The 26,731-nt window shown below is 71.0% G+C and carries 19 protein-coding genes and 3 pseudogenes; 16 read left to right on the forward strand and 6 right to left on the reverse strand.

Going from position 1 to position 26,731, the window contains the following annotated elements:
* The first annotated feature begins 23 nt into the window (after positions 1-23).
* A complete protein-coding gene (locus ABZ780_RS07960) occupies positions 24-905 on the forward strand; it encodes a sugar ABC transporter permease (protein ID WP_357009583.1) in 882 nt (293 codons plus the stop codon).
* Positions 906-910: 5 nt separating this feature from the next.
* Positions 911-2,737 carry a glycoside hydrolase family 13 protein gene (locus tag ABZ780_RS07965; protein WP_357009258.1) on the forward strand — a complete coding sequence of 609 codons (1,827 nt, stop codon included), beginning with the start codon at positions 911-913 and terminating at the stop codon, positions 2,735-2,737.
* Positions 2,738-2,766: 29 nt separating this feature from the next.
* On the opposite strand, the gene ABZ780_RS07970 is transcribed toward ABZ780_RS07965, so the two are convergent.
* Entirely contained in the window at positions 2,767-3,486 is a 720-nt protein-coding gene (locus ABZ780_RS07970; RefSeq protein WP_357009256.1) for a DUF305 domain-containing protein, read from the reverse strand.
* 415 nt (positions 3,487-3,901) lie between these two features.
* Between ABZ780_RS07970 and ABZ780_RS07975 the strand changes: the two are divergent.
* From ABZ780_RS07975 to ABZ780_RS08015, 9 genes and pseudogenes are all read left to right on the forward strand, one after another.
* Positions 3,902-5,242 (forward strand): annotated as a pseudogene (locus ABZ780_RS07975) (hypothetical protein); the annotation flags it as partial.
* Positions 5,243-5,676: 434 nt separating this feature from the next.
* The gene (locus tag ABZ780_RS07980) at positions 5,677-6,018 is read left to right on the forward strand and encodes a hypothetical protein (RefSeq protein ID WP_357009580.1); all 342 of its coding nucleotides are present in this window, start codon (positions 5,677-5,679) and stop codon (positions 6,016-6,018) included.
* A gap of 275 nt (positions 6,019-6,293) precedes the next feature.
* A complete protein-coding gene (locus tag ABZ780_RS07985; protein ID WP_357009578.1) occupies positions 6,294-7,361 on the forward strand; it encodes a BMP family ABC transporter substrate-binding protein in 1,068 nt (355 codons plus the stop codon).
* 122 nt (positions 7,362-7,483) lie between these two features.
* Complete coding sequence (locus ABZ780_RS07990; RefSeq protein ID WP_357009253.1) at positions 7,484-9,148, forward strand: ABC transporter ATP-binding protein; 1,665 nt, start codon at positions 7,484-7,486, stop codon at positions 9,146-9,148.
* A 156-nt stretch (positions 9,149-9,304) separates the two neighbouring features.
* Positions 9,305-10,666, forward strand: coding sequence for an ABC transporter permease (locus ABZ780_RS07995; protein ID WP_357485115.1), 1,362 nt, complete (start codon positions 9,305-9,307; stop codon positions 10,664-10,666).
* A 3-nt stretch (positions 10,667-10,669) separates the two neighbouring features.
* On the forward strand, positions 10,670-11,950 hold the full coding sequence (locus tag ABZ780_RS08000) for an ABC transporter permease (protein ID WP_357009246.1): 1,281 nt from the start codon (positions 10,670-10,672) through the stop codon (positions 11,948-11,950).
* A gap of 73 nt (positions 11,951-12,023) precedes the next feature.
* Positions 12,024-12,728 carry a cytidine deaminase gene (locus tag ABZ780_RS08005; RefSeq protein WP_357485118.1) on the forward strand — a complete coding sequence of 235 codons (705 nt, stop codon included), beginning with the start codon at positions 12,024-12,026 and terminating at the stop codon, positions 12,726-12,728.
* A 34-nt stretch (positions 12,729-12,762) separates the two neighbouring features.
* The gene (locus ABZ780_RS08010) at positions 12,763-14,043 is read left to right on the forward strand and encodes a thymidine phosphorylase (RefSeq protein WP_357485120.1); all 1,281 of its coding nucleotides are present in this window, start codon (positions 12,763-12,765) and stop codon (positions 14,041-14,043) included.
* Between the two features lie 112 nt (positions 14,044-14,155).
* Positions 14,156-14,836, forward strand: coding sequence for a DUF4272 domain-containing protein (locus ABZ780_RS08015; RefSeq protein ID WP_357009233.1), 681 nt, complete (start codon positions 14,156-14,158; stop codon positions 14,834-14,836).
* A 13-nt stretch (positions 14,837-14,849) separates the two neighbouring features.
* Here the strand turns inward: ABZ780_RS08015 and ABZ780_RS08020 are convergent.
* Positions 14,850-15,419: pseudogene (locus ABZ780_RS08020) on the reverse strand (methyltransferase domain-containing protein); the annotation flags it as partial.
* 168 nt (positions 15,420-15,587) lie between these two features.
* Positions 15,588-15,848, reverse strand: a pseudogene (locus ABZ780_RS08025) (putative RNA methyltransferase); the annotation flags it as partial.
* Between the two features lie 99 nt (positions 15,849-15,947).
* Here ABZ780_RS08025 and ABZ780_RS08030 point away from each other — a divergent pair.
* Positions 15,948-17,027 carry an adenosine deaminase gene (locus ABZ780_RS08030; protein ID WP_357485123.1) on the forward strand — a complete coding sequence of 360 codons (1,080 nt, stop codon included), beginning with the start codon at positions 15,948-15,950 and terminating at the stop codon, positions 17,025-17,027.
* A gap of 3 nt (positions 17,028-17,030) precedes the next feature.
* Here the strand turns inward: ABZ780_RS08030 and ABZ780_RS08035 are convergent, their stop codons facing one another.
* Entirely contained in the window at positions 17,031-17,366 is a 336-nt protein-coding gene (locus tag ABZ780_RS08035; protein WP_357485126.1) for a hypothetical protein, read from the reverse strand.
* A gap of 460 nt (positions 17,367-17,826) precedes the next feature.
* Here ABZ780_RS08035 and ABZ780_RS08040 point away from each other — a divergent pair, with 460 nt between their 5' ends.
* From ABZ780_RS08040 to ABZ780_RS08055, 4 genes are all read left to right on the forward strand, one after another.
* Positions 17,827-21,468 (forward strand): nitrate- and nitrite sensing domain-containing protein, encoded by a 3,642-nt coding sequence (locus tag ABZ780_RS08040; RefSeq protein WP_357485129.1) that lies wholly within the window; start codon positions 17,827-17,829, stop codon positions 21,466-21,468.
* Positions 21,465-21,869 carry a roadblock/LC7 domain-containing protein gene (locus tag ABZ780_RS08045; RefSeq protein WP_007455462.1) on the forward strand — a complete coding sequence of 135 codons (405 nt, stop codon included), beginning with the start codon at positions 21,465-21,467 and terminating at the stop codon, positions 21,867-21,869. Before ABZ780_RS08040 ends, ABZ780_RS08045 begins: the two co-directional genes overlap by 4 nt.
* Before the next feature lie 97 nt (positions 21,870-21,966).
* On the forward strand, positions 21,967-22,344 hold the full coding sequence (locus tag ABZ780_RS08050) for a DUF742 domain-containing protein (protein WP_355592580.1): 378 nt from the start codon (positions 21,967-21,969) through the stop codon (positions 22,342-22,344).
* A gap of 1 nt (position 22,345) precedes the next feature.
* A complete protein-coding gene (locus ABZ780_RS08055; RefSeq protein WP_007455465.1) occupies positions 22,346-22,939 on the forward strand; it encodes an ATP/GTP-binding protein in 594 nt (197 codons plus the stop codon).
* A 252-nt stretch (positions 22,940-23,191) separates the two neighbouring features.
* Here the strand turns inward: ABZ780_RS08055 and ABZ780_RS08060 are convergent, their stop codons facing one another.
* Both ABZ780_RS08060 and ABZ780_RS08065 read right to left on the reverse strand, forming a co-directional pair.
* Positions 23,192-25,627, reverse strand: a complete 2,436-nt coding sequence (locus ABZ780_RS08060) for a transposase (protein ID WP_357485332.1) — start codon at positions 25,625-25,627, stop codon at positions 23,192-23,194.
* Between the two features lie 39 nt (positions 25,628-25,666).
* Entirely contained in the window at positions 25,667-26,668 is a 1,002-nt protein-coding gene (locus tag ABZ780_RS08065) for a DNA primase (RefSeq protein WP_357009219.1), read from the reverse strand.
* Positions 26,669-26,731: the final 63 nt, after the last annotated feature.

The following is a 26,731-nucleotide window of genomic DNA, read 5'->3' on the forward strand; positions in this document are numbered from 1 at the left end:
GCGACACGGCCGGTCGCCCACCCGTGACCAACCGGAACGTCACCGGCCGGCGGCGCAACCGCTGGTTCGCCGACGTCGGTTGGCGGCACCTGGTCGCCGTGCTCGGCGTGCTGTTCAGCCTCTTCCCGATCGTGTTCGTGCTCTCCGCCGCGCTCAACCCGCTCGGCACGCTCTCCACCACCGAGCTGGTGCCGACCGGCGGGGTGTCGCTGGGTAACTTCACCGGGCTGTTCGAGCGGACCGCCTTCGAGCGATGGTTCCTCAACTCGCTGCTGATCGCCGGGGTGGCCTCGTTCGCGTCGGTGCTCCTCTCGGCGCTGGCCGCGTACGCCTTCTCCCGGATGCGGTTTCGCGGCCGGCGGGTGGGGCTGCTCTCGCTGCTGCTGATCCAGATGTTCCCGCAGTTCCTGGCGATCGTGGCGATCTACCTGATCTTCGGCGCGATCACCGACCTGTGGCCCGCGATCGGCTTCAACACTCCGTGGGGGCTGCTGCTGCTCTACATGGGTGGAGCGCTCGGTGTGAACACCTGGCTCATGAAGGGCTTCTTCGACACCCTGCCCCGGGAGCTGGACGAGTCGGCCACCATGGATGGCGCCTCGCACGCCCAGGTCTTCTTCCGGATCATGCTGCCGCTGGTGGCGCCGATCCTGGCGGTGACGGGGTTGCTGGCGTTCATCGGCACCATCAACGAGTTCCTGATGGCCAACGTGTTCCTCACCAGCACCGACTCGAAGACCCTGGCGGTCGGCATGTACGGCATGTTGCAGGGCAACGAGCGCAACAACAACTTCGGCATCTTCGCGGCCGGCACCCTGCTCACCGCGATCCCCACCGTGCTGGTCTTCCAGTTCCTCCAGCGCTACATCGTCTCCGGCCTCACCGCCGGAGCGGTCAAGGGATGAGCCCCGTGACCCCGCCCGTGGCCGCGCAGCGCCCGCACCACGACGGCTCGGCCACCTACGTCCCCGACCAGGAGCCCGCCCTCGGGCGAAGCGTCCCGGTCTTCGTCCGGGTTCCCGCTGGTGCGGACGTGCGGACCGTGCACGTCCGCACCACCCCGGACGGCGAGCCGCGTTTCGTCGAGGCCGTCGTCGACCGCCGCGCCGGCGGGGACGTCTGGTGGCGCGCCGACGTCGAGGTGCGTAACCCGGTGAGCAACTACCGGTTCATGCTCACCGGCGCCGATGGCTACCGCTGGCTCAACGCCGCCGGGCTGGTCGACCACGACGTGCCGGACAACAGCGACTTCAAGCTGGTCACCCACGCACCACCGCCGGCCTGGGCGCGGGACGCGGTGATCTACCAGATCTTCCCCGATCGGTTCGCCCGCTCGTCGGCAGCCGACGCCCGACCGCTGCCGGACTGGGCGATCCCGTGCGACTGGGACACCCCGGTGATCGGGCGTGGCCCCGAGACGCCGCGCCAGCTCTACGGCGGCGACCTGGACGGCATCGCCGAGCGGCTGGACCATCTGGACCGGCTCGGGGTGAACACCGTCTACCTCACCCCGTTCTTCCCGGCCCGATCCAACCACCGTTACGACGCGGCCAGCTTCGACCGGGTCGACCCGTTGCTCGGCGGGGACGCCGCGCTGGCCCGACTCGCCGAGGCGGTCCGCGCCCGGGGCTGGCGGCTGCTCGGCGACATCACCAGCAACCACACCGGCGACGCGCACGAGTGGTTCACCGCCGCCACCTCTGACGTGTGCGCGCCAGAGCGAGGGCTGTACTACTTCGACGAGATCACCGGGGACTACGAGTCGTGGAACGGTGTGAAGTCGCTGCCGAAGCTGAACTGGGGTAGCGACGACCTGCGCCGCCGCTTCGCCACCGCCGACGACGCGCCGCTGCGCCGCTGGCTGCGCCCCCCGTACGCGCTCGACGGCTGGCGGGTGGACGTGGCGAACATGACCGGCCGTCGGGGTGCCGACTCCTACACCCACGAGGTGGCCCGACTGCTGCGCGAGGTGGTTGCCGAAACCCGGGCCGACGGGCTGGTGCTCGCCGAGCACGGCCACGACCACACCGGCGACCTCGACCGCGACGGCTGGCACGGCACGATGAACTACGTGGGCTTCACCGACCCGGTCTGGTCCTGGCTGCGGCACGGTGCCGCACCGGTGCCGAACTTCCTCGGCACCCCGGGCGGGGCCCAACGGCGGGACACCGCCGCGGTGCTGTCCACCATGGATGCCTACCGGTCGCTGGTCTCCTGGCGGTCGTACGTGCACTCGTGGCAGCTGCTCGGCTCGCACGACTCGGCCCGGATCCGCACGGTGGTCGGCGACGCGGCCCGGCAGGAGGTGGCAGCCGGCCTACTCGCCACCATGCCGGGCACCCCGGTGATCTTCGCTGGGGACGAGCTGGGGCTGACCGGCGTGAACGGGGAGGAGTCGCGCACTCCGATGCCGTGGCATCGGCCGCAGAGCTGGGACGCCGGCACCTTCGCGGCGTACCGGGCGCTTGTCGCGCTGCGCCGTACCGAGCCGGCGCTGCGACACGGCGGCCTGCGCCGGGTGTACGCCGACGCGGACACCCTGGTCTTCCTCCGTGAGACGCCGGCCGGCTCGGTTCTCGTGCTGGCCCGGCGCTCCGCCGGTGCCCCGGTCCGGATCGCCGGCCTGCCGTCGGGGGAGAACGCCTACGGCGGCGCTCCCGCGCTGCGCCCGGACGCCGACGGCGTGGTCGTCCTCCCCGCCGACGGCCCGACCTTCCAGGTCTGGCGACTCGGCTGACGGGAGCCGGCCTGAGGTGAGCGGTCGGGTCAGCCGGTCAGCGCCTCGCGCATCCGTTCGATCTCCACCGCCTGTTCGAAGCCGACGCTGGTCGCCATCTCGTTGACGATGCTGTCGACGCCGAGGGTCAACGCCTCCCGCGCCATGTCGATGGCGCCCTGGTGGTGTTCGCTCATCATGGCCACGAACATCCGGTCGAAGGCGGCGCCACGGGCGGCCTCCAACCCCCGCAGGGCCTCGGCCGACTGCATGCCCGCCATCTCGTGCTGGTGCGCGCCGCCGCTTCCCGAATTCCGGTCCAGGCCCCGGGCCGCCAGCCAGCCCTCCAGTGCTCCGATCTCGGGCCCCTGCGCCGCCAGGATCCGGTCGGCGATGGCGAGGATCGTCGAACTCTCGGCCCGGCCGGGGGCGTACCGCGCCATCACGAGTGCCTGCTCGTGGTGCGGGATCATCATCGTGACGAACCGGACGTCCGTGGCGTTGTAGGCGGGGCTCGGTCCCGGCGTCACCTCGTTCGCCCGCGCGGTCCGGGCGACCTCGCCGGGCCGTCCGGGCAGCACCACCGGGGCGGTGGAGTCCGGCACGCCGGGCTGGGCGAGGGGTGCCGGCGGCGTGGCCTTGGCACTGGCCCGTGCCGTCGGCGTCGGGGCGTCCTCGCGCAGTCCGAGGGCCACCGCCGCGCCAGCGGCCAGCACCAGCAGGACGGCGAACTCCACCAGGAGGATCACCCGAAGCCGGGGAGAGATCATCCGAATCCGCTCACTTAGCACAAGTTGACTCCCGCCGCTGATCAGGTTGGCGGGGATCGTAGCGCGGCGCTGACCTGGGCGAAAAGGCGTGCCGGGAAATGGACCATAGGCCCCAGCTTGGGTTTTTGGTGACGCCCTTTTCGAGCTTTCGTTATCTGATCGTTACCTTGATCGGTTCCCGATCGTGTCGTAGATCACAATGAACATCCTGGGCACTGGATATGGTCCGGCTACTTCATGATCCACCCTTTGCTAGAAAGGGCGTGACCCAGTGTTCAGACAGAAATCACGAGGGGTACGCAGAGTCGGGGCCGTCAGCCTCGCCGCCGCCACCGCTGTTCTCTTCACGGCTGTCGCGGGGGCTCCGGCCATCGGCGCGGTCGACACCAGCGAGACCGCCGACAACTGTGAGTCGCTGCGGGAGGCCGGGGACAACTTCGCCGAGCTCTGCCTCTCCGCCGAGGAGACCGGTGCCCAGGCCGAGTACGTCGCCCCGGGCGTGGACGAGATCGCCAGCACCCCGAACCTCAAGCAGATCGCGAACCTGCCGAAGTCCGGGGCGTTCGCCCGGGAGGCGTCGTACAACACCGACATGGCGTTCCAGGGCAACTACGCCTTCGTCGGCAACTACGACGGCTTCACCATCTACGACGTCAGCAAGCCCAGCGCGCCGCAGATCACCAGCCAGGTCGTCTGCCCCGGCTCGCAGAACGACCTCTCGGTCTTCGGCAACCTGGTGTTCCTCTCGGTTGACTCGTCGCGCAACGACGACTCGTGCAACAGCACCAGCCAGTCGGCGAACATCAAGAGCTCCTGGGAGGGCGTCCGGATCTTCGATGTGACCGACAAGGCCAGCCCGACCTACATCAAGGCCATCGAGACCGACTGCGGCTCGCACACCCACACCCTCGTGCCGGGCAAGAACGACGGCAACCTCTACGTCTACGTGCAGTCGTACAGCCCGTCGACAAACGCCGCGGACTGCAAGCCGCCGCACGACAAGCTGTCGATCATCAAGGTGCCGCTTGCCAACCCGACCGCGGCCGCCGTCGTGGCCACGCCGAACCTGTTCCCCGACACGGTGGGCGCGAACTCGACGAGCGGTTGCCACGACGTGACCGTCTACCCGGAGCTGGACCTCGCGGCCGGCGCCTGCATGGGTGACGGCATCCTGATGGACATCTCCGACCGGGAGAACCCGGTGGTGCTCAGCCGGGTCCGGGACGCCAACTTCGCGTTCTGGCACTCGGCCACGTTCAACAACGCCGGCACCAAGGTGGTCTTCACCGACGAGCTCGGTGGCGGCAGCAGCGCGACCTGCAACGCGACCATCGGGCCGAAGCGTGGCGCGGACGCGATCTTCGACATCGTGGGCTCGGGCGCGAACCGCTCCCTGGAGTTCAAGAGCTACTTCAAGATCCCGCGCCAGAACACCAGCACCGAGAACTGCGTGGCGCACAACGGCTCGCTGATCCCGGCGATGGGCCGCGACATCATGGTCCAGGCCTGGTACCAGGGTGGCATCTCGGTCTGGGACTTCACCGACTCGGCCAACCCGCAGGAGATCGCCTACTGGGAGCGGGGGCCGCTCTCGGCGACCCGCCTGGTCCTCGGCGGCGCCTGGTCGACGTACTACCACAACGGGTACATCTACTCCAGCGACATCCAGAAGGGCCTGGACGTCCTGAAGCTGACCGACCCGCGTACCGACAACGCCCGCGCGATCGCCTTCGGTGAGCTGAACGTGCAGAGCCAGCCCAGCTACCCGACCTGCACCGAGGTGATCACCGAGCGGCGCAACGGCGGGCTCACCGTCAAGTCCGGCGTCGTCTGCCTGGACGGGGCGACGGTCAACGGTGGCGTCAACGTCGCGCCGGGGGCCAGCCTGATTGCGTTCAACGCCAAGATCAACGGCGGTGTCAAGGCGAACGGCGCCTCGGTGGTGTCGGTCGTGGAGAGCCAGGTCAATGGTGGGCTGACCGCCCTCGGCGCCAAGGCGTCGGTGCGGGACAGCAAGATCAACGGCTCGGTGAAGATCGATAGCTGACAGCACGGCACCGCCGCCCCACGGTGGCGGACAGTTCGTTGAGGCGCTCGGTCGGGACATTCCGGCCGGGCGCCTCGCCCGTTCGCCCCATCCCCCGGGCGGGCCCTACTACAAAGTGTCGTTGATGGGGGAGAATGGCTGGCGTGGAAACGACTCGACTGATTCTTCTCTATGTCCACCTGATCGGCTTCGCCCTGTTGCTCGGCGGCACGATCGCGCAATACATCAGCGGCCGGCTTCGGATCAACCCCGCGATGCTGTGGGGCTCCGTTATCGGTCTGCTGACCGGGATCGGGCTCGCCGCCCCGCTGCGCGACGGTGACGAGCCGGCACCGGCAAAACTTGTGACGAAGTTGACGCTCGCGCTGCTGATCTTCGTCATGGTCTTCTTCTCGCGGAAGCGTGACTCGATCAACCGGGGGCACTTCCTCACGATCGCCGGCTTGACCCTGGTCAACGCGGCAGTGGCGGTCTTCTGGCGGTAACGTCCGAGAGGGAGCGGCCTCCCGCGAACCGGACTTTCGTGACGCCCGTGGACGCGATTAGCAGCACAAAGAGTGACTTGCCCCACGCAAGGGTTACACCCGGGTAACAGGCGCTCAACAGTCGTGCACGATTGTCGGCCGGTGGGTGGGCGCGGGCGTACGCTCCCGTCCGTAACGTGGGACAGCCGGCGGCACCCGCAGGTCGGCTGATGGGCTGCCACCGCACTAGGCGCGGTGTGCAATGGGAAGGAGACGTCTTGCGCTCGGTGCGTGGGATGCGGATCGCCTCGATCGTCGCGGTGGGTGGGCTTGCGCTCTCCGTCGCCGCTTGTGGCGAGGCCCCCGATGATGACAAGAACGCCGGCAGTGGCGCCAAGAAGTTCAGCGCCTGCATGGTGACCGACACCGGCGGCATCGACGACAAGTCGTTCAACACCTCGGCCTGGAAGGGTCTGCAGGAGGCCAAGGCCGCCAACGACAACATCGACATCAAGTACGTCGCGTCGAAGGCTGAGGCCGACTACGAGCCCAACCTGACGCAGTACGTCAACCAGAAGTGCGACTTCATCCTGGCGGTCGGTGGCCTGATGGCCGACGCCACCTCGAAGATCGCCAAGGCGAACCCGAACCAGGAGTTCGGCATCGTCGACGCGAACCCGGGTGACGCCAACATCTACCCGATGCAGTTCGACACCGCCCAGGCCGCGTTCCAGGCCGGCTACCTGGCCGCCGGGATGAGCAAGACCGGCAAGGTGGGCACCTACGGTGGCCTGCCGATCCCGCCGGTGACGATCTTCATGGACGGCTTCGCCGACGGCGTGGCGTACTACAACACCACGAAGAAGAAGGACGTCCAGTTGTTGGGCTGGAACAAGGAGACCCAGAAGGGCTCCTTCACCAACGACTTCGGCAAGCAGGACGAGGGCAAGAAGGTCTCCGACGCGCTGGTCGCCCAGGGTGCGGACATCATCATGCCGGTCGCCGGTGGCGCCGGTCTCGGCACCACCGCCGCGGCGAAGGCCTCGGGCGGCAAGTACAACACCATCTGGGTGGACGTCGACGGCTGCGAGAGCACCCCGGACTGCTCCGCGATCATCACCACGGTCGTCAAGAACATCCCGGAGGCCGTCAAGGAGGCCGTGGTCAAGGCCGCCGCTGGCGACAAGCTGCCGGCCAACCCGGGCTTCGTCGGCACCCTGGCCAACAACGGTGTCTCGATCGCCCCGTACCACGACTTCGACAGCAAGGTTCCGGCCGAGCTGAAGGCCGAGGTCGACAAGATCAAGGCGGACATCGCCGCTGGCACCATCACCGTCACCTCGAAGGCCCAGCCGACCAAGTGACAACCGGCCGGCCCGTCCGATGAGATCATCGGGAGGGTCGGCGGGGGACAGGTACGACCGATCCGGCCGCTCTGACGCCGCGGGTTGACCCGCGGCGCCGGAGCGGCCGATCGCGCGCCACGGTGACCCAGCCGGCCGGCTGGGTCAGCGGCAGCTACGCTGCACCATCGCTCGCACTCCAGGAGGTTGCGCTGAGACTCGAACTGCGCGGCATCACCAAGCGGTTCGGTGATCTGGTCGCCAACGACCACATCGACCTGACGGTGGAGCCTGGAGAGATTCACGCCCTGCTCGGCGAGAACGGCGCGGGCAAGTCGACCCTGATGAACGTGCTCTACGGGCTCTACCAGCCCGACGAGGGCGAGATCCTGGTCGACGGCAAGCCGTTGAAGCTGAAGGGCCCGTCCGACGCGATCGGCGCCGGGATCGGCATGGTGCACCAGCACTTCATGCTGGTGCCGGTCTTCACCGTGGCGGAGAACGTCATGCTCGGCGCCGAGCAGGTCAAGGGCGGCATCGCCGGCTTCCTGGACCGACGCCGCGCCCGGCGCGAGGTCTCCGAGGTGTCCGAGCGCTACAACCTCCGGGTCGACCCGGACGCGGTGATCGAGGACCTGCCGGTCGGCATCCAGCAACGCGTCGAGATCGTCAAGGCGCTCACCCGCGACGTCGACCTGCTCATCCTGGACGAGCCGACCGCCGTGCTCACCCCCCAGGAGACCGAAGAACTGTTGACGGTCATGCGGTCCCTCAAGGCCGCCGGCAAGTCGATCGTCTTCATCACCCACAAACTCGGCGAGGTCAAGGCCATCGCCGACCGGATCACGGTGATCCGGCGCGGAAAGACCGTCGGCACCGCCTCACCCGAGGCCAGCCGGGACGAGTTGGCCGCGCTGATGGTCGGGCGCAACGTCCGGCTCACCGTGGACAAGTCCCCGGCCACGCCGGGGGAGCCGGTGCTCGAGGTGGCCGGGCTGGTCGTCGACGACGACCGGCAGGTTCGGGCGGTCGACGGCGTGGACCTGACCGTGCGCGCGGGCGAGGTGCTCGGCGTGGCGGGCGTCCAGGGCAACGGTCAGACCGAGCTGATCGAGGCGATCATGGGCCTGCGCCCGGTGCTCGCCGGCACGGTGAGCCTGGGCGGCGACCGGATCGACGGCTGGACGACCAAGAAGGTGCTCCGCGCCGGCGTCGGCTACGTGCCCGAGGACCGCAGCGTGGACGGCCTGGTCAAGGAGTTCAGCGTCGCGGAGAACCTGGTGCTGGACATCTACGACCGGCCGCCGTTCGGCGCAGGGCTCGCGCTCAAGCCGGATGCGATCGCCGCCTCGGCGAAGGAGCGGATCGAGCAGTTCGACGTCCGTACCTCGTCGGCCGACGCGGCGGTGGGCACCCTCTCCGGCGGCAACCAGCAGAAGGTGATCGTGGCCCGGGAGCTGTCCCGGCCGCTGAAGCTCTTCATCGCCGCCCAGCCGACCCGCGGCGTCGACGTCGGGTCGATCGAGTTCATCCACAGCCGGATCATCCGCGAGCGGGACGTCGGCACCGCCGTCATGGTGGTCTCCAGCGAACTCGACGAGGTGATCGGGTTGGCCGACCGGATCGCGGTCATGTACCGCGGCCGGATCATCGGCATCGTCGGCCCGGACACCCCGCGTGAGGCGATCGGCCTGCTGATGGCCGGCATCAGCCCGGACGCCACCGCCGAGCCCAGCGCTGCCGACGACACGGTGACCGACGAGGGCCCGGCGAGCGCCGACGGCCCCGCGAACGAGGACAAGGCATGAGCGAGCCCCGGCGAGCGAATCATCGTTACAGGGCGTCGGTGCCTCATGGCGTCACGCAGCGAAGCGGAGTGACGGCATGAGCGAGCCCCAGCGAGCGAATCATCGTTACAGGGCGTCGGTGCCTCATGGCGTCACGCAGCGAAGCGGAGTGACGGCATGAGCGACACCAGCCCGCAGTCGGGCTCCCCGGACAAGGAGCCGGCGAGCGAGGCGCAGGCCGCGCAGGACGCGCTCGCCAACACCGAACGGGCCGAGTTGGCGACCGAGCCGGGCCCGGCGGAGCCGAAGCCGGAGCCGAAGCCGAGCCTGGGCCGGCTCTTCCTGGACAACCTCTGGGCGGCCAACACCTTCACGGTGACCCTGCTGTCGCTGGTGCTGGCGATCGTGGTCGGCGCGGTGCTGATGATCATTTCTGATCCGGCGGTGCTCTCCACCTACTCGTACATCACCTCCCGCCCGTCCGACGCGATCAACTCCAGCTGGACGCTCGTCAGCGAGGCGTACGCGAACCTGTTCAAGGGCTCGATCTTCGACCCCGAGGCGTTCTCCGGCTGGCTGAACGGCACCAACAGTTGGCAGGCCGCGCTCGCGCCGATCTCCGAGACGCTGACCTACGCCGCGCCGTTGGTCTTCACCGGCCTGTCGGTGGCGCTGGCCTTCCGTGGCGGCCTGTTCAACATCGGCGCACAGGGCCAGGCCACGATCGGCGTGATCATGGCGGCGCTGGCCGGCTTCCTGCTGCCGCTGCCGCCCGGCCTGCACCTGCTGGTGGCGGTGCTGGCGGGTGCCCTGGGTGGGGCGATCTGGGGTTTCATCCCCGGCATCCTCAAGGCCCGCGCCGGCGCGCACGAGGTGATCAACACGATCATGCTCAACTACGTCGCCACGTACTTCCTCACCTGGTTGATCGTGCAGAACGGCGTGCAGGACCCGAAACGTACCGACGCGATCAGCAAGGCGGTGGACACCTCCGCTCAGCTGCCCCGACTGCTCGGCGACAACCTGCGGGTGCACGCCGGCATCCTGCTCGCCGTGCTGGCCACCTGGGCGGTCGCCTGGCTGCTGAACCGCTCGACGCTCGGCTTCGAGCTGCGAGCGGTCGGCGCCAACCCGGACGCCGCCCGCACCGCCGGTATCAGCGTCACCCGGACGTACATCCTGATCATGGTCTTCGCCGGGATCCTGGCCGGGCTCGGCGGCTCGAACATGGTGCTCGGCTCGACCGCCAGCGCGTTGACCCCGTTGGTGGTCGCGCAGGTCGGCTTCGACGGCATCCTGGTGGCGCTGCTCGGCCGGGTGAAGCCCTGGGGGGTGCTGCTGGCCGCGCTGCTGTTCGGGGCGCTACAGGCCGGTGGCAACCGGATGCAGTCGTACTCCGGGATCTCGCTGGAGTTGGTGACCGTGCTCCAAGCGCTGATCGTCATCTTCATCGCCGCGCCGGCACTGGTGAAGGCGATCTTCCAGCTCCGGGCCGCGCGGGCCGCGCGGTTGCAGACGAGCCTGGCGAAGGGCTGGTAACTCATGTCCACCATGGCTGTCCCCGACATCGCGGTCGCCCCGGTCGACGAGGGCTTCTGGACCCGTAGCCGCAAGGTCGGCCTCACGCTGCTGGCGCTCGGGCTGCTGGCGGCGGTGCTCTTCGGTGCGCTCGCCACCGACGAGCAGGCCCGCTTCACGCTCAGCGACGACGCGGCCGGTACCGCGTTGGAGATCAACGGCACGATCGGCGCGATCCTGTTCGGGATCATCGCGATCGCCGCCGGCGCGGCGCTGCTCGCCGGGGTGCCGAAGCGCTGGTTCCTGCCCGTGCTCGCTGTCGGGCTGGTCGGCTTCGTGCTCTCGTTCCTCTGCTGGCAGGTCTCCTCCGCGCCGGCCGGGCAGAACTTCATGCCGCTGGTCAACATCATCCGGGGCACCTTCATCCTGGCCCTGCCGCTGATCTTCGGCGCGCTCGCCGGGGTGCTCTGCGAGCGGTCCGGCGTGGTCAACGTGGCCATCGAGGGCCAGCTTCTGATGGGTGCGTTCAGCGGCGCGCTGTTCGGCAGCATCTCCGGCAGCGTCTGGGTGGGTCTGGTCGCTGCTGCTCTCGGTGGCGCGTTCATCTCGCTGCTGCTGGCCGTCTTCGCCATCCGCTACCTGGTCGACCAGGTCGTCATGGGCATCGTGCTGAACCTGCTGGCGGTCGGTGTCACCGGCTTCCTCTACGAGCGGCTGATGCAGACCGACGCCGCGAAATACAACAGCGCGCCCCGCTTCAGCAACTGGGAGATCCCGTTGTTGAAGGACATCCCGGTGCTCGGGCCGGCGCTGTTCCGCGGCAACATCTTCCTCTACCTCGGCCTGCTCCTGGTGCTGGTGATCCACATCGCGCTGTTCCGCACCCGGTGGGGGCTGCGCACCCGCTCGGTCGGTGAGCACCCGACCGCCGCCGACACGCTCGGCGTCAAGGTGCTGCGGGTGCGCTACCGCAACGTGCTGCTGGCCGGCGTGGTCGCGGGCATCGGCGGCGCCTCCTACACGCTGGCGCTCTACTCGTTCACCAAGAACATGATCGGCGGTAAGGGCTTCATCGCCCTGGCCGCGCTGATCTTCGGCCGGTGGAACCCGACCGGAGCGCTGCTCGCCGCGCTCTTCTTCGGCTTCGCCGACCAGCTCGCCACCTACCTGGGCGCGATCAGCAGCTCGATCCCCAGCCAGTTCCTGGCCATGCTGCCCTACCTGGCGACGATCCTGGCGGTGGCCGGGCTGGTCGGCAAGGTCCGCGCGCCGGCCGCCGACGGTAAGCCGTACATCAAGGGCTGACCCTCGGAGCTGTCCCGGCGGGTGGGGCGGCCCTGCCCGCTTCCGAACTGGGCTACTTCGGCAGAATGATGACATGACCGACATTGACTGGGCGCGGTTGCGCGCCGCCGCCATCGACGCGATGCGGCACGCGTACGCGCCGTACTCGACGTTCCCGGTCGGCGCGGCCGCCCTGGTCGACGACGGCCGCGTGGTGGTCGGCTGCAACGTGGAGAACGCCGCGTACGGGGTGACGCTCTGCGCCGAGTGCGGGGTGGTCTCCAGCCTGCACGCGACCGGTGGCGGCCGCCTCGTCGCGCTCTCCTGCGTCGATGCCACCGGAGAGCCGCTGATGCCGTGCGGCCGGTGCCGGCAACTGCTGTGGGAACACGGCGGGCCGGAGTGCCTGATCGAGACGAAGACCCACCCGCTGCGGATGGCCGAGCTGCTGCCGCACGCCTTCGGCGTGGAGGACCTGGAGGCGGTCACCGGTGAGACGCCGCTGCCGGTGGTCCCGGAGCGGCTGGCCGCCTGGCGTGGACGCGGCACCGTCTTCGTGCACCCGGACATGTCCGCCGGGCAGCAGGTCTGGACGGCGTACTGGGAGCGGTCGGCCGGCGACGACGCGGGCGCCGAAACCGGTGTGTTGGAGGAGGCGCCCAGCTGGGGCGACCCGGCGGAGGCGATCACCTGGGGAACGGCCCGTACGCCCCGGGTCGTGGTGGTGGACGCCACCGGCACGATCTTCTGGGCCGGCGAGGGTGAGCCGCCCGCGGAGATCCCTGTTCGCTGGGCTTGATCGTCGTTGCGCCCCATAGCTGAGAGAGATCTTGATGAGTGGTTTTGCTGCTGTTGATGTCATTCGGGCCAAGCGGGACGGCGGTGTGTTGTCGGACGCGCAGATCGACTGGGTGGTCGACGCGTACACCCGGGGGGTTGTCGCCGACGAGCAGATGTCCGCGCTGGCCATGGCGATCCTGCTCAACGGCATGACCGGCCCGGAGATCGCCCGGTGGACCGCCGCGATGATCGCCAGCGGTGAGCGGCTCGACCTCTCGGCGGTACGCCGGCCGACCGTGGACAAGCACTCCACCGGCGGCGTCGGCGACAAGATCACCCTGCCGCTCACGCCGTTGGTGGCGGCGTGCGGCGCTGCCGTGCCGCAGCTGAGCGGGCGGGGTCTCGGGCACACCGGCGGCACGTTGGACAAGCTGGAGTCCATCCCCGGTTGGCGGGCCAACCTGAGCAACGACGAGTTCATCGCCCAGCTCGGCAACGTCGGTGCGGTGATCTGCGCGGCCGGTGCCGGGCTCGCCCCCGCCGACCGCAAGCTGTACGCGCTGCGCGACGTGACAGGCACCGTGGAGGCGATCCCCCTGATCGCCAGCTCGATCATGAGCAAGAAGATCGCCGAGGGCACCGGCGCGCTGGTCCTCGACGTCAAGGTCGGTTCGGGCGCCTTCATGAAGTCCGTCGACCAGGCCCGCGAGCTGGCCCGCACGATGGTCGAGTTGGGCGGCGCGCACGGCGTGCGGACGGTCGCCCTGCTCACCGACATGTCCACCCCGCTCGGCCTGGCGATCGGCAACGCGGTCGAGGTGACCGAGTCGATCGAGGTGCTGGCCGGCGGCGGGCCGGCCGACGTGGTAAAGCTGACCCTGGCCCTGGCCCGGGAGATGCTCGACGCGGCCGGGCTGCCGGACGCCGACCCGGCGGCGGCGCTGCGCGACGGCCGGGCGATGGACTCCTGGCGGGCGATGATCCGCGCGCAGGGCGGCGACCCGGACGCGCCGATGCCGAGCGCGCCGGAGGTCGAGGTGGTCCGCGCCGAGCGGGACGGGCACGTGGCGGCCGTCGACGCGTACGCCATGGGGGTTGCGGCCTGGCGACTCGGCGCGGGCCGCGCCCGCAAGGAGGACCCGGTCAGCGTGCCGGCCGGGGTGGTGCTGCACAAGCGGCCGGGTGACGCGGTGCGGGCCGGCGACCCCCTCTACGAGCTGCGCGCGGACGACGCGGAGCGGATCCCGGCGGCGCTGGCGGAGGCCGCTCGCGCGGTACGGATCGCGCCGGCCGCGCCGGCCGCGACGCCGCTGGTCATCGAGCGGATCGGCTGACCCGGTCGGGCGGTCGGGTCGGCATGGTGCCGGTCATCTTGGAGCGCTATTGTCGCAGGCCAAGGGGGGACGATCGGCCTTGGGCCGTCGCGAGCAGACAGGAAGATCCGCCGTGACCGTACCTGCCCCCGACCCACGTGAGGTGCGCGAGGCGAGCCTGGACGAGCTGTCCCGGCTCGGGTTGCCGTTGCCGCCGGCCCAGTTCCCGCTCGTCTGGGAGCCGGGTGACGAGATTGAGCTGCGTCCGAGGGCGGAGATCGAGGCGCGGATCGCCGTGCTGCACCTGATCCTGGCCCGCTGTTTCGGGATGCCCCCGCAGGCGGCGATGAGCTGGCTGCTCGGTTCGCACCTGGTCGAGATGGTCACGCCGCCGGAGTGGCAGTTCGTGATGGGCGGCAAGGGCGACCACCGTTCGTTCGTGCTGCATCACGACGCGCTCTTCGCGCTGGCCTGGGTGCTGGGGTTGAGCAAGCAGCTCGATCCGACCCTGGCCGTGGACGAGCGGCTGGTGGAGCGGTTGCCGCACATCGCCGAGGGGGAGACGTTCGCCCACTGGCGAACCAGGATCCTCGCCGCCCCGCAGCACCCGGCCGACGCGGCTGCCCTGCTCGACCTGCACTACTGCCTCGACTGGGCGTACCTGGAGACCGAGCGGAGCGGTCATCGGGCGCCGGGGCTGGTCGACGCGAACGCGATCGGGCAGCGGCGCTGGGCGCTGGAGTGGGCGGTGATCCTGCGCGGGCCGTACCACGACGAGCCGCCGGGTTGGGAAGAGGTCGACCTCTCCACCTGAGCCCGCGCTGCCGTCAGCGCGGCAGGTGGGCGTCCAGGTGGACCGCCAGGGTCACCCGGATCGGCTCGGGCAGCGCGGCCAGCCGTTCGGCGAGCTTGCCCGGGTCGGTGTGCCAGGCACTCGGGCCCATTCCGACCAGGGTGGCGACCTCCGGCCGGGTCAGGGTCAGCTCCGCGCGGTGCACCGTCGAGCTGGCCGGGGTGAAGTGCCCGCCCAGGCTGGCGGCGACCCGGTCGGCCTTCTCCGGGTCGACCCGCAGGAGGTCGAGGGCGTCGACCAACTCGGCGAGGTGGTCGGCGGCGGGGGTGACCACCAGCAGCGTGCCCGTCGGGTCGAGCACCCGGTGGAACTCCGGGCCGTTGCGCGGGGCGAAGACGTTCAGCAGCACTGCGGTCGAGGCGTCGGCGAGCGGCAGCCGCTGCCAGGTGTCGGCGAGCGCCGCGGCGGCCCGGGGATGCGCGCGGGCCGCGCGGCGCAGCGCCGGCTTGGACACGTCCAGGGCCAGACCCACGGCGTCGGGCAGCGCCGCCAGGACCGCGCCGAGGTGCCGGCCGGTGCCGGCGCCGACATCCACCACCAGGGGGTACGCCCCGGAGTCCGGCGCGGGCGGTTCGGCCCGTACCCCCGCTGTTGTGTCCTTTGCTCTGCTTACCTCTACGCGCCGGTTCTGGTCGGACATTGGTGCGTGGGGGTAAGCAGAGCAAAGGGTGGGCGGGGCAGGTGCCGGCCGCGTCGCGGCCGTCGCGCCGAGCCGGGCGGCGGCCTCCGTCGCGGCAGCGGCGAGAGCTGCCGAAATGACGTCGTAGTGCCCGGCGGCCTGGAAGTCCGCCCGGGCGGCGACCATCTCCGCGGTGTCCCCGACGTGCGGGGCGCGACCGGCGAGCAGGTTGACGTAACCCTGTCGGGCGATGTCGAAGCTGTGCCGGCGCGGGCAGCGCAGCGCCCGGCTGGTGCCGGCGGCGGTCTCGCTCAGCGGCTCGCCACAGACCGGGCAGCGCAGCCGTTCCAGGATGCGCCCGGCCCGCTCGTCGAGCCACCGAGCTGTGTCCACGGGATCAAGTCTAGGCCGGTCCCGTCCCGGCCCAGGAGGGTCGCTGACTAGGGTCTGAGCATGGTCGCAACTATCCGATACGAGGACATCGTCAAGGTCCCGAAGGCGCTGCTGCACGACCACCTCGACGGCGGACTGCGGCCGGCGACGATCGTCGAGCTGGCCGCGGAGGTGGGCCACGAACTGCCCACCACCGATCCGGAGGCGCTCGGGCGCTGGTTCGTCGAGGCCGCCGACTCCGGGTCGCTGGAGCGCTACCTGGAGACGTTCGCGCACACCGTCGCGGTCATGCAGACCGGGCCGGCGCTGCGCCGGGTGGCGCGCGAGTGCGCCCTGGACCTGGCCGCCGACGGGGTGGTCTACGCCGAGGTGCGCTTCGCGCCGGAGCAGCACCTGGAACGGGACCTGAGCCTGGACGAGGTGGTCGAGGCGGTGCTGGCCGGGTTCGCCGAGGGCACCGCGCAGGCCGCCGAGGCGGGCCTGGGCATCCGGGTGGGCACACTGCTCACCGCCATGCGGCACGCCGCTCGCTCACAGGAGATCGCCGAGCTGGCCGTGCGGCACCGGGACGCCGGGGTGGTCGGCTTCGACATCGCCGGCGCCGAGGCGGGTTTCCCGCCCACCCGACACCTCGACGCCTTCGAATACCTCCAGCGGGAGAACTTCCACTTCACCATCCACGCCGGTGAGGCGTTCGGTCTGCCGTCGATCTGGCAGGCGATCCAGTGGTGCGGCGCGGACCGGCTCGGTCACGGCGTGCGGATCGTGGACGACATCACCCCCGGCGGGACGCCGGTGCTCGGCCGGCTGGCCGCGTACGTCCGCGACAAGCGCATCCCGCTGGAGTTGTGCCCCTCGTCGAACGTGCAGACCGGTGCGGTGGACTCGATCGCCGACCACCCGATCGGCCTCCTGCGGGATCTGCGCTTCCGGGTCACCGTCAACACCGACAACCGGCTGATGAGCGGCACCTCCATGTCGCGGGAGATGTTCCTGCTGACGGAGACGTTCGGCTACGGCTGGCGGGAGTTGCAGTGGTTCACCATCAACGCGATGAAGAGCGCCTTCATCCCGTTCGACGAACGACTCCGGATCATCGACGAGGTGATCAAGCCGGCGTACGCCAAGCTGCTCGCCTGACCGTCAGCCGTGCGGGTGGCCGGAGAGCAGGCCGGCCACCCGGTGCAGCACCTCCCGGGCGCGGGCCGCCTCGGCGCCCAGCCCGGTCTGCCGGCGCAGCACCGCGGGCTCCGCCCGCAGCAGGGCCACCCCACGTCGGACCAGCACCCGGGGTGCCTTGCGCTGCTCGGCCAGGTCGCGGGCCAGCCGGCGCAGGAAGGTCGCGCCCCGCGGCCGGCGCAGCGCGTACGCCCCGGCAAGCAGCCCTCGCCGCCGGCACTCCTCGACGATCTCCGCGGCGAAAATCCCTTCGGCTACGAAAAGTGGCGATCCGTCGACATCGAATGTCCGGGTGGCCACCCGACGATCTGCGCCGATCGCATAAACCGGCACATCGGCTCGACCCTCGCGGGCCAGTCGGGCAATCGTTTCGACGGCCGTCCCCGCGTCCCAGGACTGAGGTGAATCCCAATCGACCTGGCCGTTTCGTCGCGGCAACGTAGGGTCATCGCCGTCCTTGTAGAAGTCGTCCAGACAAAGCACTGGCAGGCCAGTTTGCCGTGCTATGTACGACTTTCCGGAGCCAGAAGGGCCGGCGAGCAGGACAACACGATGCCGATGTTCCATTACCTTCAGTTACTCCGACCAGACGGACTGCTATCAAAACGTATCAACATCTCATCACACCTTCGGCGGGTGACAACCTGGGCTTTCTTCTTGCCGAGCGGCGTGATGGAATCTCGGGGGTCCGACCCGCCGGGTCGGTCGCTGGGCGTTGCCCGGGGCAACGCGTTCAAGCTGTAATCGCGAGGGCGGTGACGTGAGCAAACGGCCAAAGACGGCGGGCTCCTTCCTGTCGCGGCTCGGCCGGCCGGCCAGCCGGCTCCGGGACATGCCGATCTGGTCCAAGCTCGGTCTCATCATGATCGTGCCGACCATCGCCACGATCGTGGTGGGCACCAGTGGTCTCGTCGACCACCTGGAGACGCTCGACAATGCCAACCGCGCTGGCGACCTGGCTAGCCTGTCGAGTTACTCCGGTGACCTGGTCGACACACTGCAGGATGAGCGGACCACCGCCGTGCTGCTGCTCCAGGCGACCGGGACGCAGCCGAAGGCGCAGTACCAGGAGGCCTACAACCGGGTGAACACCCGGGTTGACCGGGCGACCGGCACCTACCGGCAGCAACGTGGCCAGATCGACGACCTGACGGGCAGCCTGGACGGTCTGCTCGACGGCATCGACCAGAGCCTGAAGGACCTGCCGGGCGTCCGGAGCCAGGTGTTCAGCGGCAAGCTCAAGCTCGCCGAGGCCACCCAGGCGTACGAAGGCCTGATCAACGATCTGCTCGCCATCCGTGACTCGGCCACCCAGCTCGCGGGCGACAACGACCTGAGCGACCGGATGCGCGCCGCCGCGGCGGTCGCCCGCGAGAAGGAATTCCTCGCCGTCCGCCGGGTCGTCGTGCACCGCGCGCTGGGCGTACAGGGCGGGCAGCGGCTGACCCCGGCGCTCCGCACCGAATACATCGCCAGCGGCACCGGCCAGCAGCAGGCGCTGCAGAGCTTCAAGGCCGCCGCCAGCCCCGACGAGGCGAAGTTCCACGACCAGACGGTCGCCGGCGGTGACCGCCGCGAGGCACAGAACTACATCGGCTGGATCGACGGCAACACCACCGGCGACATGCGCGGCGCGCCATTCGGCCCGGACCAGTGGGACTCGGCCATGACGGCCAACGCCAAGCTGATCCGCACCGTCGAGATGAAGCTCGACGGCGACGTGGTCGCCGAGGCCGACAACCTGCGCGCGGACGTCCAGCGCCAGGTTTTCCTGGAGACCGGCCTGCTGCTCAGCATGCTGCTGCTGGCCATCCTCTTCGCGTACCTGGTCGCCCGCTCGATGGCCCGCTCCCTGCGCGAGCTGCGCCAGGGTGCCCTCGCGGTCGCCCAGTACGGCCTACCGCAGGCGGTGGCCCGACTCCGTGACCCGCAGGTCGTCGGCCAGCTCTCCCCGGTGCAGTTGGCCAACCAGATCGCCGAGCCGCTGCCGGTCCGCAGCAAGGACGAGTTCGGTCAGGTGACCGAGGCGTTCAACGCCGTCCACCTGGAAGCCGTCCGGACGGCCGCCGAGCAGGCCGCACTGCGCGCCTCCGTCGCGACCATGTTCGTCAACCTCGCCCGCCGTTCGCAGATCCTGGTCGACCGCCTCATCGGGCACCTCGACCGGTTGGAACGCGGCGAGGAGGACCCGGACCGGCTGGCCGAGCTGTTCCAGCTCGACCACCTGGCCACCCGGATGCGCCGCAACGACGAGAACCTGCTCGTGCTCGCGGGCGCCGACTCCACCCGCGTGCAGCGCGAGCCCGCCGCTCTCATCGACGTGCTGCGCGCCGCCCAGTCCGAGGTCGAGCACTACACCCGGATCGAGTTCGGGGTCATCGACCGCGACATCGAGGTCGCCGCGCACGCGGTCAACGACCTGGTGCACCTCGTCGCCGAGCTGTTCGACAACGCCACCGCGTTCTCCCCTCCGGACTCGCAGGTGATGGTCGAGGCCCGCCGGGTCGGCGACCGCGCCTCGCTCTACGTCGAGGACCGCGGCATCGGCATCAGCCGTGAGCAGCTGCACGAGCTCAACGAGCGGCTCGCGACGCCCCCGCAGGTGGACGTGGCCGTGTCCCGGATGATGGGCCTGGTCGTGGTCGCCCGCCTGGCGTCGCGGCACGGGGTCCGTGTCGAGCTGCGTCCCGGCGCCGACCGCGGCACGGTCGCGGACGTGACCCTGCCGACCTCGGTGCTGGTGCCCCGGGCGCTCTCCGGCCGGCAGCAGCAGCCACCGGCCCTGCCCGCGGCTGGCCCACAGTACGGCGGGCCACCGTCGGCGCTCGGCGCGCTGCCCGCGCTCGGCAACGGCCCCCGTCCCAGCGAGTCCGGCAACCAGGTCACCCTGGGCGGTCGGCCGTTCGACCCGGCTTCGCGCAACGGCGCCGGCACGCCCGCCAACACCGGTGCGTACCGCTCGATGCCGGCCTGGTCCGACCTGACCGGCGCGAGCGCGACGAACGGCGCCAACGGCGGCGACGGGTTCACCCCCCGGACGACCAACGGCCAGTCGATCGATCCGCTGCCGCAGCGCCGGGCCGGCGACGAGCCCACGACCACCGGTCAGCAGCAGCCGGGCATCCCCCGGCAGTTGCCCAGCAGCCCGGAAGCGCGGCCGTACTCCGCGCCGCCGGTCTCCGCGCAGCCGTACTCCGGCGCGCCGGTCTCCGCCTCGCCGTCCTCCGGCCAGCCGTACTCCGGGCAGCCCTACTCGGGTGCGCCGTACGGCAGCCCGCCGGTGTCCGCCGCTCCGGCCTCCGGCCAGCCGTACGCCGGCCCGCCGGTGTCCGCGTCGCCGTCCTCGGGCCAGCCGTACTCCGGCCAGCCGTACTCGGCGCCACCCGCCTCCGGGCAGCCGTACTCTGGGCAGCCGTATTCGGCGCCGCCCGCCTCGGCGCAGCCGTACTCGGCGCCGCCGGCAGCCGGCCAGTCGTTCAGCGGCTTCACGCCCCGGTCCGCCCCGCCCGACCCTGGGCCGAGCGCCCCCGCGCCGCCGGCCTGGCCGCCGGTGCCGGGCGGCGAGCGGGACACGCAGACCCCGCCGGTGCCCGAGCGGCTCGCCGCCGCCCTGGACATGACGACGGAGCTGCCCCGGGTGCCGCGCGCCGAGCAGCAGACCGCCGCGGCTCAGCCACCGGCGACTCCCGCGCCGGCACAGAGCCGTCCGGCGCCCCAGCAGCCGCAGGCCCAGAACCGGCAGCGGTACGCGGACGAGACCATGGAGCTGCCGATCTTCCGGGAGCTCGAGTCGGCCTGGTTCCGTACCCGCCGTCCGGGTCCGGAGGAGGCGGCTGCCGCCGCCAAGCCGGCGGCGAACGGCGGCGACGCGACCCAGCAGCTCGCCACGGTCGAGGCCACCGGTCGGACAGTCCACAAGACACCACCCGGGACGACAGGTAACACGCCGATGGCAGAGACTCCGACGACCGGAGGAGCGCCGCGGGACAACGGGTCGACAGCGAACGGGGGCGCGCGCCCCAGTCTCGCCGAGAGCCTGCCGAACCGCCGGCCCCAGCCGCAGACCAACGGTTGGCAGACCGCCGCCGACGACGGCTGGCGTGCCGCCTCGGCAGCGGCCAGCGCGGCCCCGGTGAACGAGACCACCACGACCGGTCTGCCGAAGCGCAAGCCGATGGCGCAGCTGGTGCCGGGCGCGGTTGAGAAGCCTGCCACCTCGGTCCAGCGGCGTTCCCCGGAGGCGGTCCGTGGCCTGCTCTCCGCCTACCACCGGGGCGTGCAGCGAGGGCGTAACACCTCGGACACCCCGACCAGCCCGGAGGCGACTCCGGGAGGGCAGCAATCCTCGCAGTCTGGCTCAGGCCCAGCGGCCGGGAGCGGGCAGAAGGAGCAAGAAGGATGACAACTACGCAGGATCTTGGTTGGCTGCTGGCCAACTTCGCCGACCGGGTGCCCGGTGTCGCGCATGCGGTCGCCGTCTCGGCGGACGGCCTGCTTCTCGCGTCGTCACGGGATCTGCCGCGGGACCGGGCCGACCAGCTCGCCGCGATCGCGTCCGGTCTGGTCAGTCTGACCCAGGGGGCGGCCCGCTGCTTCGAGGGAGGCGCCGTACTCCAGACCGTCGTAGAGATGGACAATGGCTTCCTGTTCCTGATGTCCATCTCGGACGGCTCGTCCTTCGCGGTGCTGGCCGCCCGCAGCTCGGACGTGGGGCAGGTTGGCTACGAGATGGCACTACTGGTCGACCGGGTGGGCGACGCCCTGACCCCGCAGCCGCGTGCGGCCGCGGGCATGCTGGGCTGACGTCCCACCAACCTGAGGTTGGCGCAACTGCAACGACAACAACGACGAGTTTCACCGGTGGGAGCCGGTACCGGGTGCGAAGGAGGTGAGCGGCGACATGGCCGATCGTGACGAACCGACCGGAGCGTTGGTCCGTCCATACGCCGTGACCCGTGGTCGTACCCGTCCCCGGCTCGACATCGCGCTGGAGGCGCTCGTCGAGACGACGGTGCGCGGCCGGGCCGCTGCTCATGGCAACGGTGGCCAGGGCCGCGAACACCAGTACATCGCCGCGCTGTGTGACGGACGCGTGCAATCGCTCGCTGAGATCGCGGCGCGGATGCAGCTCCCGCTCGGTGTGGCCCGGGTGCTCATCGCCGACATGGCGACGGACGGCCTGGTCGCGGTCCACGAGCCGACCATCCTGGACGACTCCGACGACGCGGTGGGCACTGAACTGCTGGAGAGGGTGCTGAGTGGACTTCGCAGGCTCTGACATGTCGCACCGCCCGCCGAACCCGAGCGGGCGCGTGACGTCGGCGAAGATCGTTATTGCCGGTGGGTTCGGCGTCGGTAAGACGACGCTGGTCGGCTCGGTCTCGGAGATCACGCCGCTGACCACTGAGGCCATCATGACCTCCGCTGGCGTGGGCGTCGACGACACCCGGCAGGTGCCGGGCAAGACGACGACCACGGTGGCCATGGACTTCGGCCGGATCTCGATCGACCGTGACCTGATCCTGTACCTCTTCGGTACGCCGGGTCAGACCCGATTCTGGTTCATGTGGGACGAACTGGTCCGGGGCGCGATCGGCGCGGTCGTGCTGGTGGACACCCGCCGGCTGGCCGACTGCTTCGCGGCGATCGACTTCTTCGAGCACCGGCGGCTGCCGTACCTGGTGGCCATCAACTGCTTCGACGGGATGCAGTACCACGACCCGCAGGACGTTCGGGACGCCTTGGCGATCTCGAGCGACGTGCCGGTGGTGGCCTGCGACGCCCGTAACCGGGAGTCGACGAAGCACGTGCTGATCTCGCTGGTCGAGTACGTGCTCACCATGCGCCGTACGCGCGCCGTCGCCCCGGCCTGACCGGGACGATCCCGCGCCCGGTGGTGGCCCTGGCCGCCACCGGGCGCTGAGTGCTGCCCGAGCCGACACCCCTCCCGGGCGCGCCTGCGCAACGCAAAAAGATCTTGGATGGGAGCCGCCCCGACAGGGGCCACTCATGTCCAAGATCTTTTGCGTTGGTGGGGGAGAGGTGCCGAACCCGGTGCCCCGCCCTCAGGTTCGATGTCTGAGGGCGGGACGGGCACGTGTGGCGGAGCCGGGACTGCCGGTCGGTCAGGACTGGTAGCCGGCGGAGCGGTACTCGTACTCGCGGTCGTCGTCGCGGTCGCCGTGGTCGCGGCTGAAATCCCAGCCGCCGGCAGCCTCGCGACCCGGCCGGCCGCCCACCGCGAACCCGCCGATCTCCTGCCCGCGACGCCAGCCGCGGAAGTAGCCGGTGGTGTTCTCGGCGAGGCTTGCCGCGTCACGCACTATCCGCAGCGGACGCTCCTCGCGTATCGGGGAACCGGGGACCAGGTTGGCCTGCGGCACCCGCTTCGGCAGCCCGGCGTTGGTCTCGGCGCCCACCAAGGGGCGTGCGGCCTGCTCGGCGGCCTGCCAACCGGTGTCGGCCGTGGTCGACCAGTCCAGGTCGGACTCCTCGGCCTGCCCGACGAACCAGGCGGACTTGGCCTGCGCGAAGATCAGCAGGTCACCGTCGCCCTCGTCGGCCACCGGCGGCGGCCGGTGCTCGACCGGCGGTGCCGGCCGGTGCTCGGGGGCACGGTCGACGCGAGGCGCGGGGCGGCCGTTGCGGGCGGCCTGCTCCCGGTCGACGAGCCGCAGCGGCGGCGTCTCCAGGCGCGGGTCGGTCGACGGGTTGAGCCCCTCCCGCAGCGCCCGGTCGGCCAGCGGTGGCGGCTCGACGAGCCGCAACATCGGCGGCTCCTGCGGCAGGTCGTCGGCGAGCCAGGGCGGGGTGACCCGACCGTCGGCCCGCCCCGGGTCCGTCGGGGCGTCGATGCCACGGCCGCCGCCGTACGAGTAGGCGGCCGGGTTGTTCGGCGAACTGTCGGCCGGGTCCTCCGGATTGTTGACCAGCGGCCAGTTCGCCCGGGAGCCCGGAGGCGCCTGCTCCTGGCCCGGCCGGGGGGCGGGCACCGGGATGCTGAGGTCGGTGGCGCTGAACCCGCCGGTGGGCGGCTCGTCGACCGGCCGCTGCAGGTGACTCGGCCGTTCGCCGTTGGTCTTTGGGCGGGGCGGGATGACCGTGCGCTGCCTCTCGGCCCGCGCGTTGTTGATCGCGGCGGTGGTCAGGGTCGGCCGGAACGGCTCGCCCGCCTCGGCCGGCGGGACGGTGCCACGCTGCGCCGGAGCGATCGGGGTGATCCCGGGCGGCGGGGGCGGCGGCGAGGAGACCGGGCGGTTGGTCGGGCCGTCGATCCGGCTCGGGAGCGGCTCGGCGCGGCCGGGGAGCGCCGACACCGGCGGGCCGGCCATCGCGGCGGCCGGTGCGATCGGTGCGGGTGCGACCGGCGGCGGAGTGATCGGGGCCGGGGCGACCGGCGGCGGGCCGAGCGGACGCGGTGACGCCAGCGGGGCGCTGCCCGGGGCCGGCTCGGGGCGGCTGCGTCGGCCGACGACGGGTGTGGGCTCGGCGGCGGTCGGGGTCGGTCGGACGGCACGCAGGCCGGCGCCGGTGTTGGTCAGGCTGGCGCCGGTGTTGGTCAGGCCGGTGTCGGCGTTGGTCAGGCCGGCCAGCTCGCCGATCGAGTCGCCACGACGGGTGGCGGCCCGGCGACCGGGAGCCGGAGCGGGCGTCCTGACCCGCGCGCTGAGCGCGCTCACCAGCGCCTCGCAACCGGCGTCGCAGGCGCGTACGGAGGCGACGGCCTGCCGGACCGTCTCGGCCACGGCGGAGGTGAGTGCCCGGTTGACCGTGGCGCGGCGCGGCGTCTCCGAGATGGCGACCCGCAGCGCGGTGACCGCCTCGTTGATCTCTTCGGCGTCGGCCACCCCGTCCGCAGCGAGGTGCGCGGCAATGGCGTCGGCGGCGACGGACACCTCACGACCCCGGGCGACGGTGCCGCCGAGCATGCCCGGCTCGGGCAGTGCGTCCAGCACCGCCAGCGAGACCGGTTCGGCCGGATCCGGGTACGCGCGCAGCGCCGCCGGGTAGAGCTCCCGCAGCACCTCACGCAGCGCCACCGCGGCGGAGTGCCGACCGCTGGCCAGGGCGGCGTGCGCGGCGAGCACCTGCTTGTAGCCGGCGAGGTCCCGGGGCGCCGGCAGCGTGACAGCGGAGAGCGCACCCGCCTGCAACGCACGGGCCAGACCGACGGCACGCCGCTCGGCCGGCGGTGACTGCATCTCCTCCAGCGAGTCGTCGTCGGCGAACCGCTCGGCGAAGTCGTCCACCGAGTCGTCGTCCGCGATCGCCAGGGGGCGACCCGCCGCGCTCAACAGCGAGGTGACCGTGTGGTCGTCGCTGTCGGCGGCGATGGCCGCACCACTCGGCCCGCCCGACCGCTCCACGAGCAGCGCGACGAGCTGGGCGTAGCCAGCCGCGTCATCACTGATCTCGCTGACATGAAGCAGACGGCCTGCGTCGTCAACCACCGCGGACGTCAGCGTCGACCTGACCGGAGCCGGTCGGTCAGCCGAATCCGCCGAGGCCAGACCGCAGTACACGCGCACGAGCGCCAAGGCGTCGTCCTCCTCCCGGGACAGGTCTTTCTACTGCCAGCAACTGATGCTCCCCGGTACGGGTCAGTCGCGCCAGTCCACGACCGCAGAGATCTTGCCGACAATGGTGCGCCAACCCAGACTTGCGGTTTGTGCCCCGATTTTTTTCAACCGCCGCCGGCCCATGAAACCGCCGATCCCGCCGTTGACCGTTGCCCGCAGTGCCTCGTCCAGGTTGTCGAGGCTGGAACCGGCGGAGAGCATGTCCAGGACCGCGGGCAGCCGCAACGCGTACGCCAGGTCACGGGCGACCTCGCCGGCCTCGATGAGCAGGGTCGAATCCCAGGCGTCGTGCCCGCCGCGCAGGTTCTCCACCACGAGGTCGAGCTCGTAGGTGTCCTCGTCGAGCGGCACGATATCGGCCGGCTCCACCCGTTCGGACAATTCATTCCAGCTGTCCAGTTGGGACAGGTCGTTCGGTGCGCCGGAACGGATGAAACTCACCAACGACTCGGGGGTCTTGAACAGCAGCAGCTTGCCCCGGTGGCTGAGGAAGGCCGGCACCTCCTCGTCGTCCGCCTCGTCGGTGGCGTCCTCGTCGTCGGCCTCGTCGTCGTCGGTCGCGTCGGCGTCCGTGGTGCCGCCCCGGCGACGACGCGACGGCTCGTCCTCGTCGCTGTCGGCGAACTCCTCGGCCAGTTCCTCGTCGAGGATGACGACCTCCTCGTCGTCCTCCTCCTCGATGGCCTGGCGGCGGGCGAGGAACGGGTCGTCCTGGTCGCGCTCGGTCACGTCGGTCGGGGTCAGCGACCCCGCAGGCCGGTACGCCCGCAGCGTGAAGCCGGTGCCGGCGGGCAGGGCGATCTCCACCGGGTCGATCCGCAGTTCCTCCCAGAGCGCCCGGTCGATCGCGGCGCGGGGGGTGTCGGCCTCGTCGGCCTCGTCGGGCTCGGGGCCGGTGGTGTCGTCGAGCTCGGGCTCGTCGGCGTCGGGCCGTTGGGGCGACTGGCGGGCCACGCTGACCTCCGTGTGCTTCGGGTTGCTGACCCGTCGGCGTCTCGAACCGACGAGTGACTCTGGGCACATACCCTAGTCGGCGGCTCGGGAAGCTTGGAGCCCGCACCCCGATGACCGGCCGGGCCTGCGGGT

The organism is Micromonospora sp. NPDC047467 (assembly GCF_040643095.1).
Classification (GTDB): domain Bacteria; phylum Actinomycetota; class Actinomycetes; order Mycobacteriales; family Micromonosporaceae; genus Micromonospora.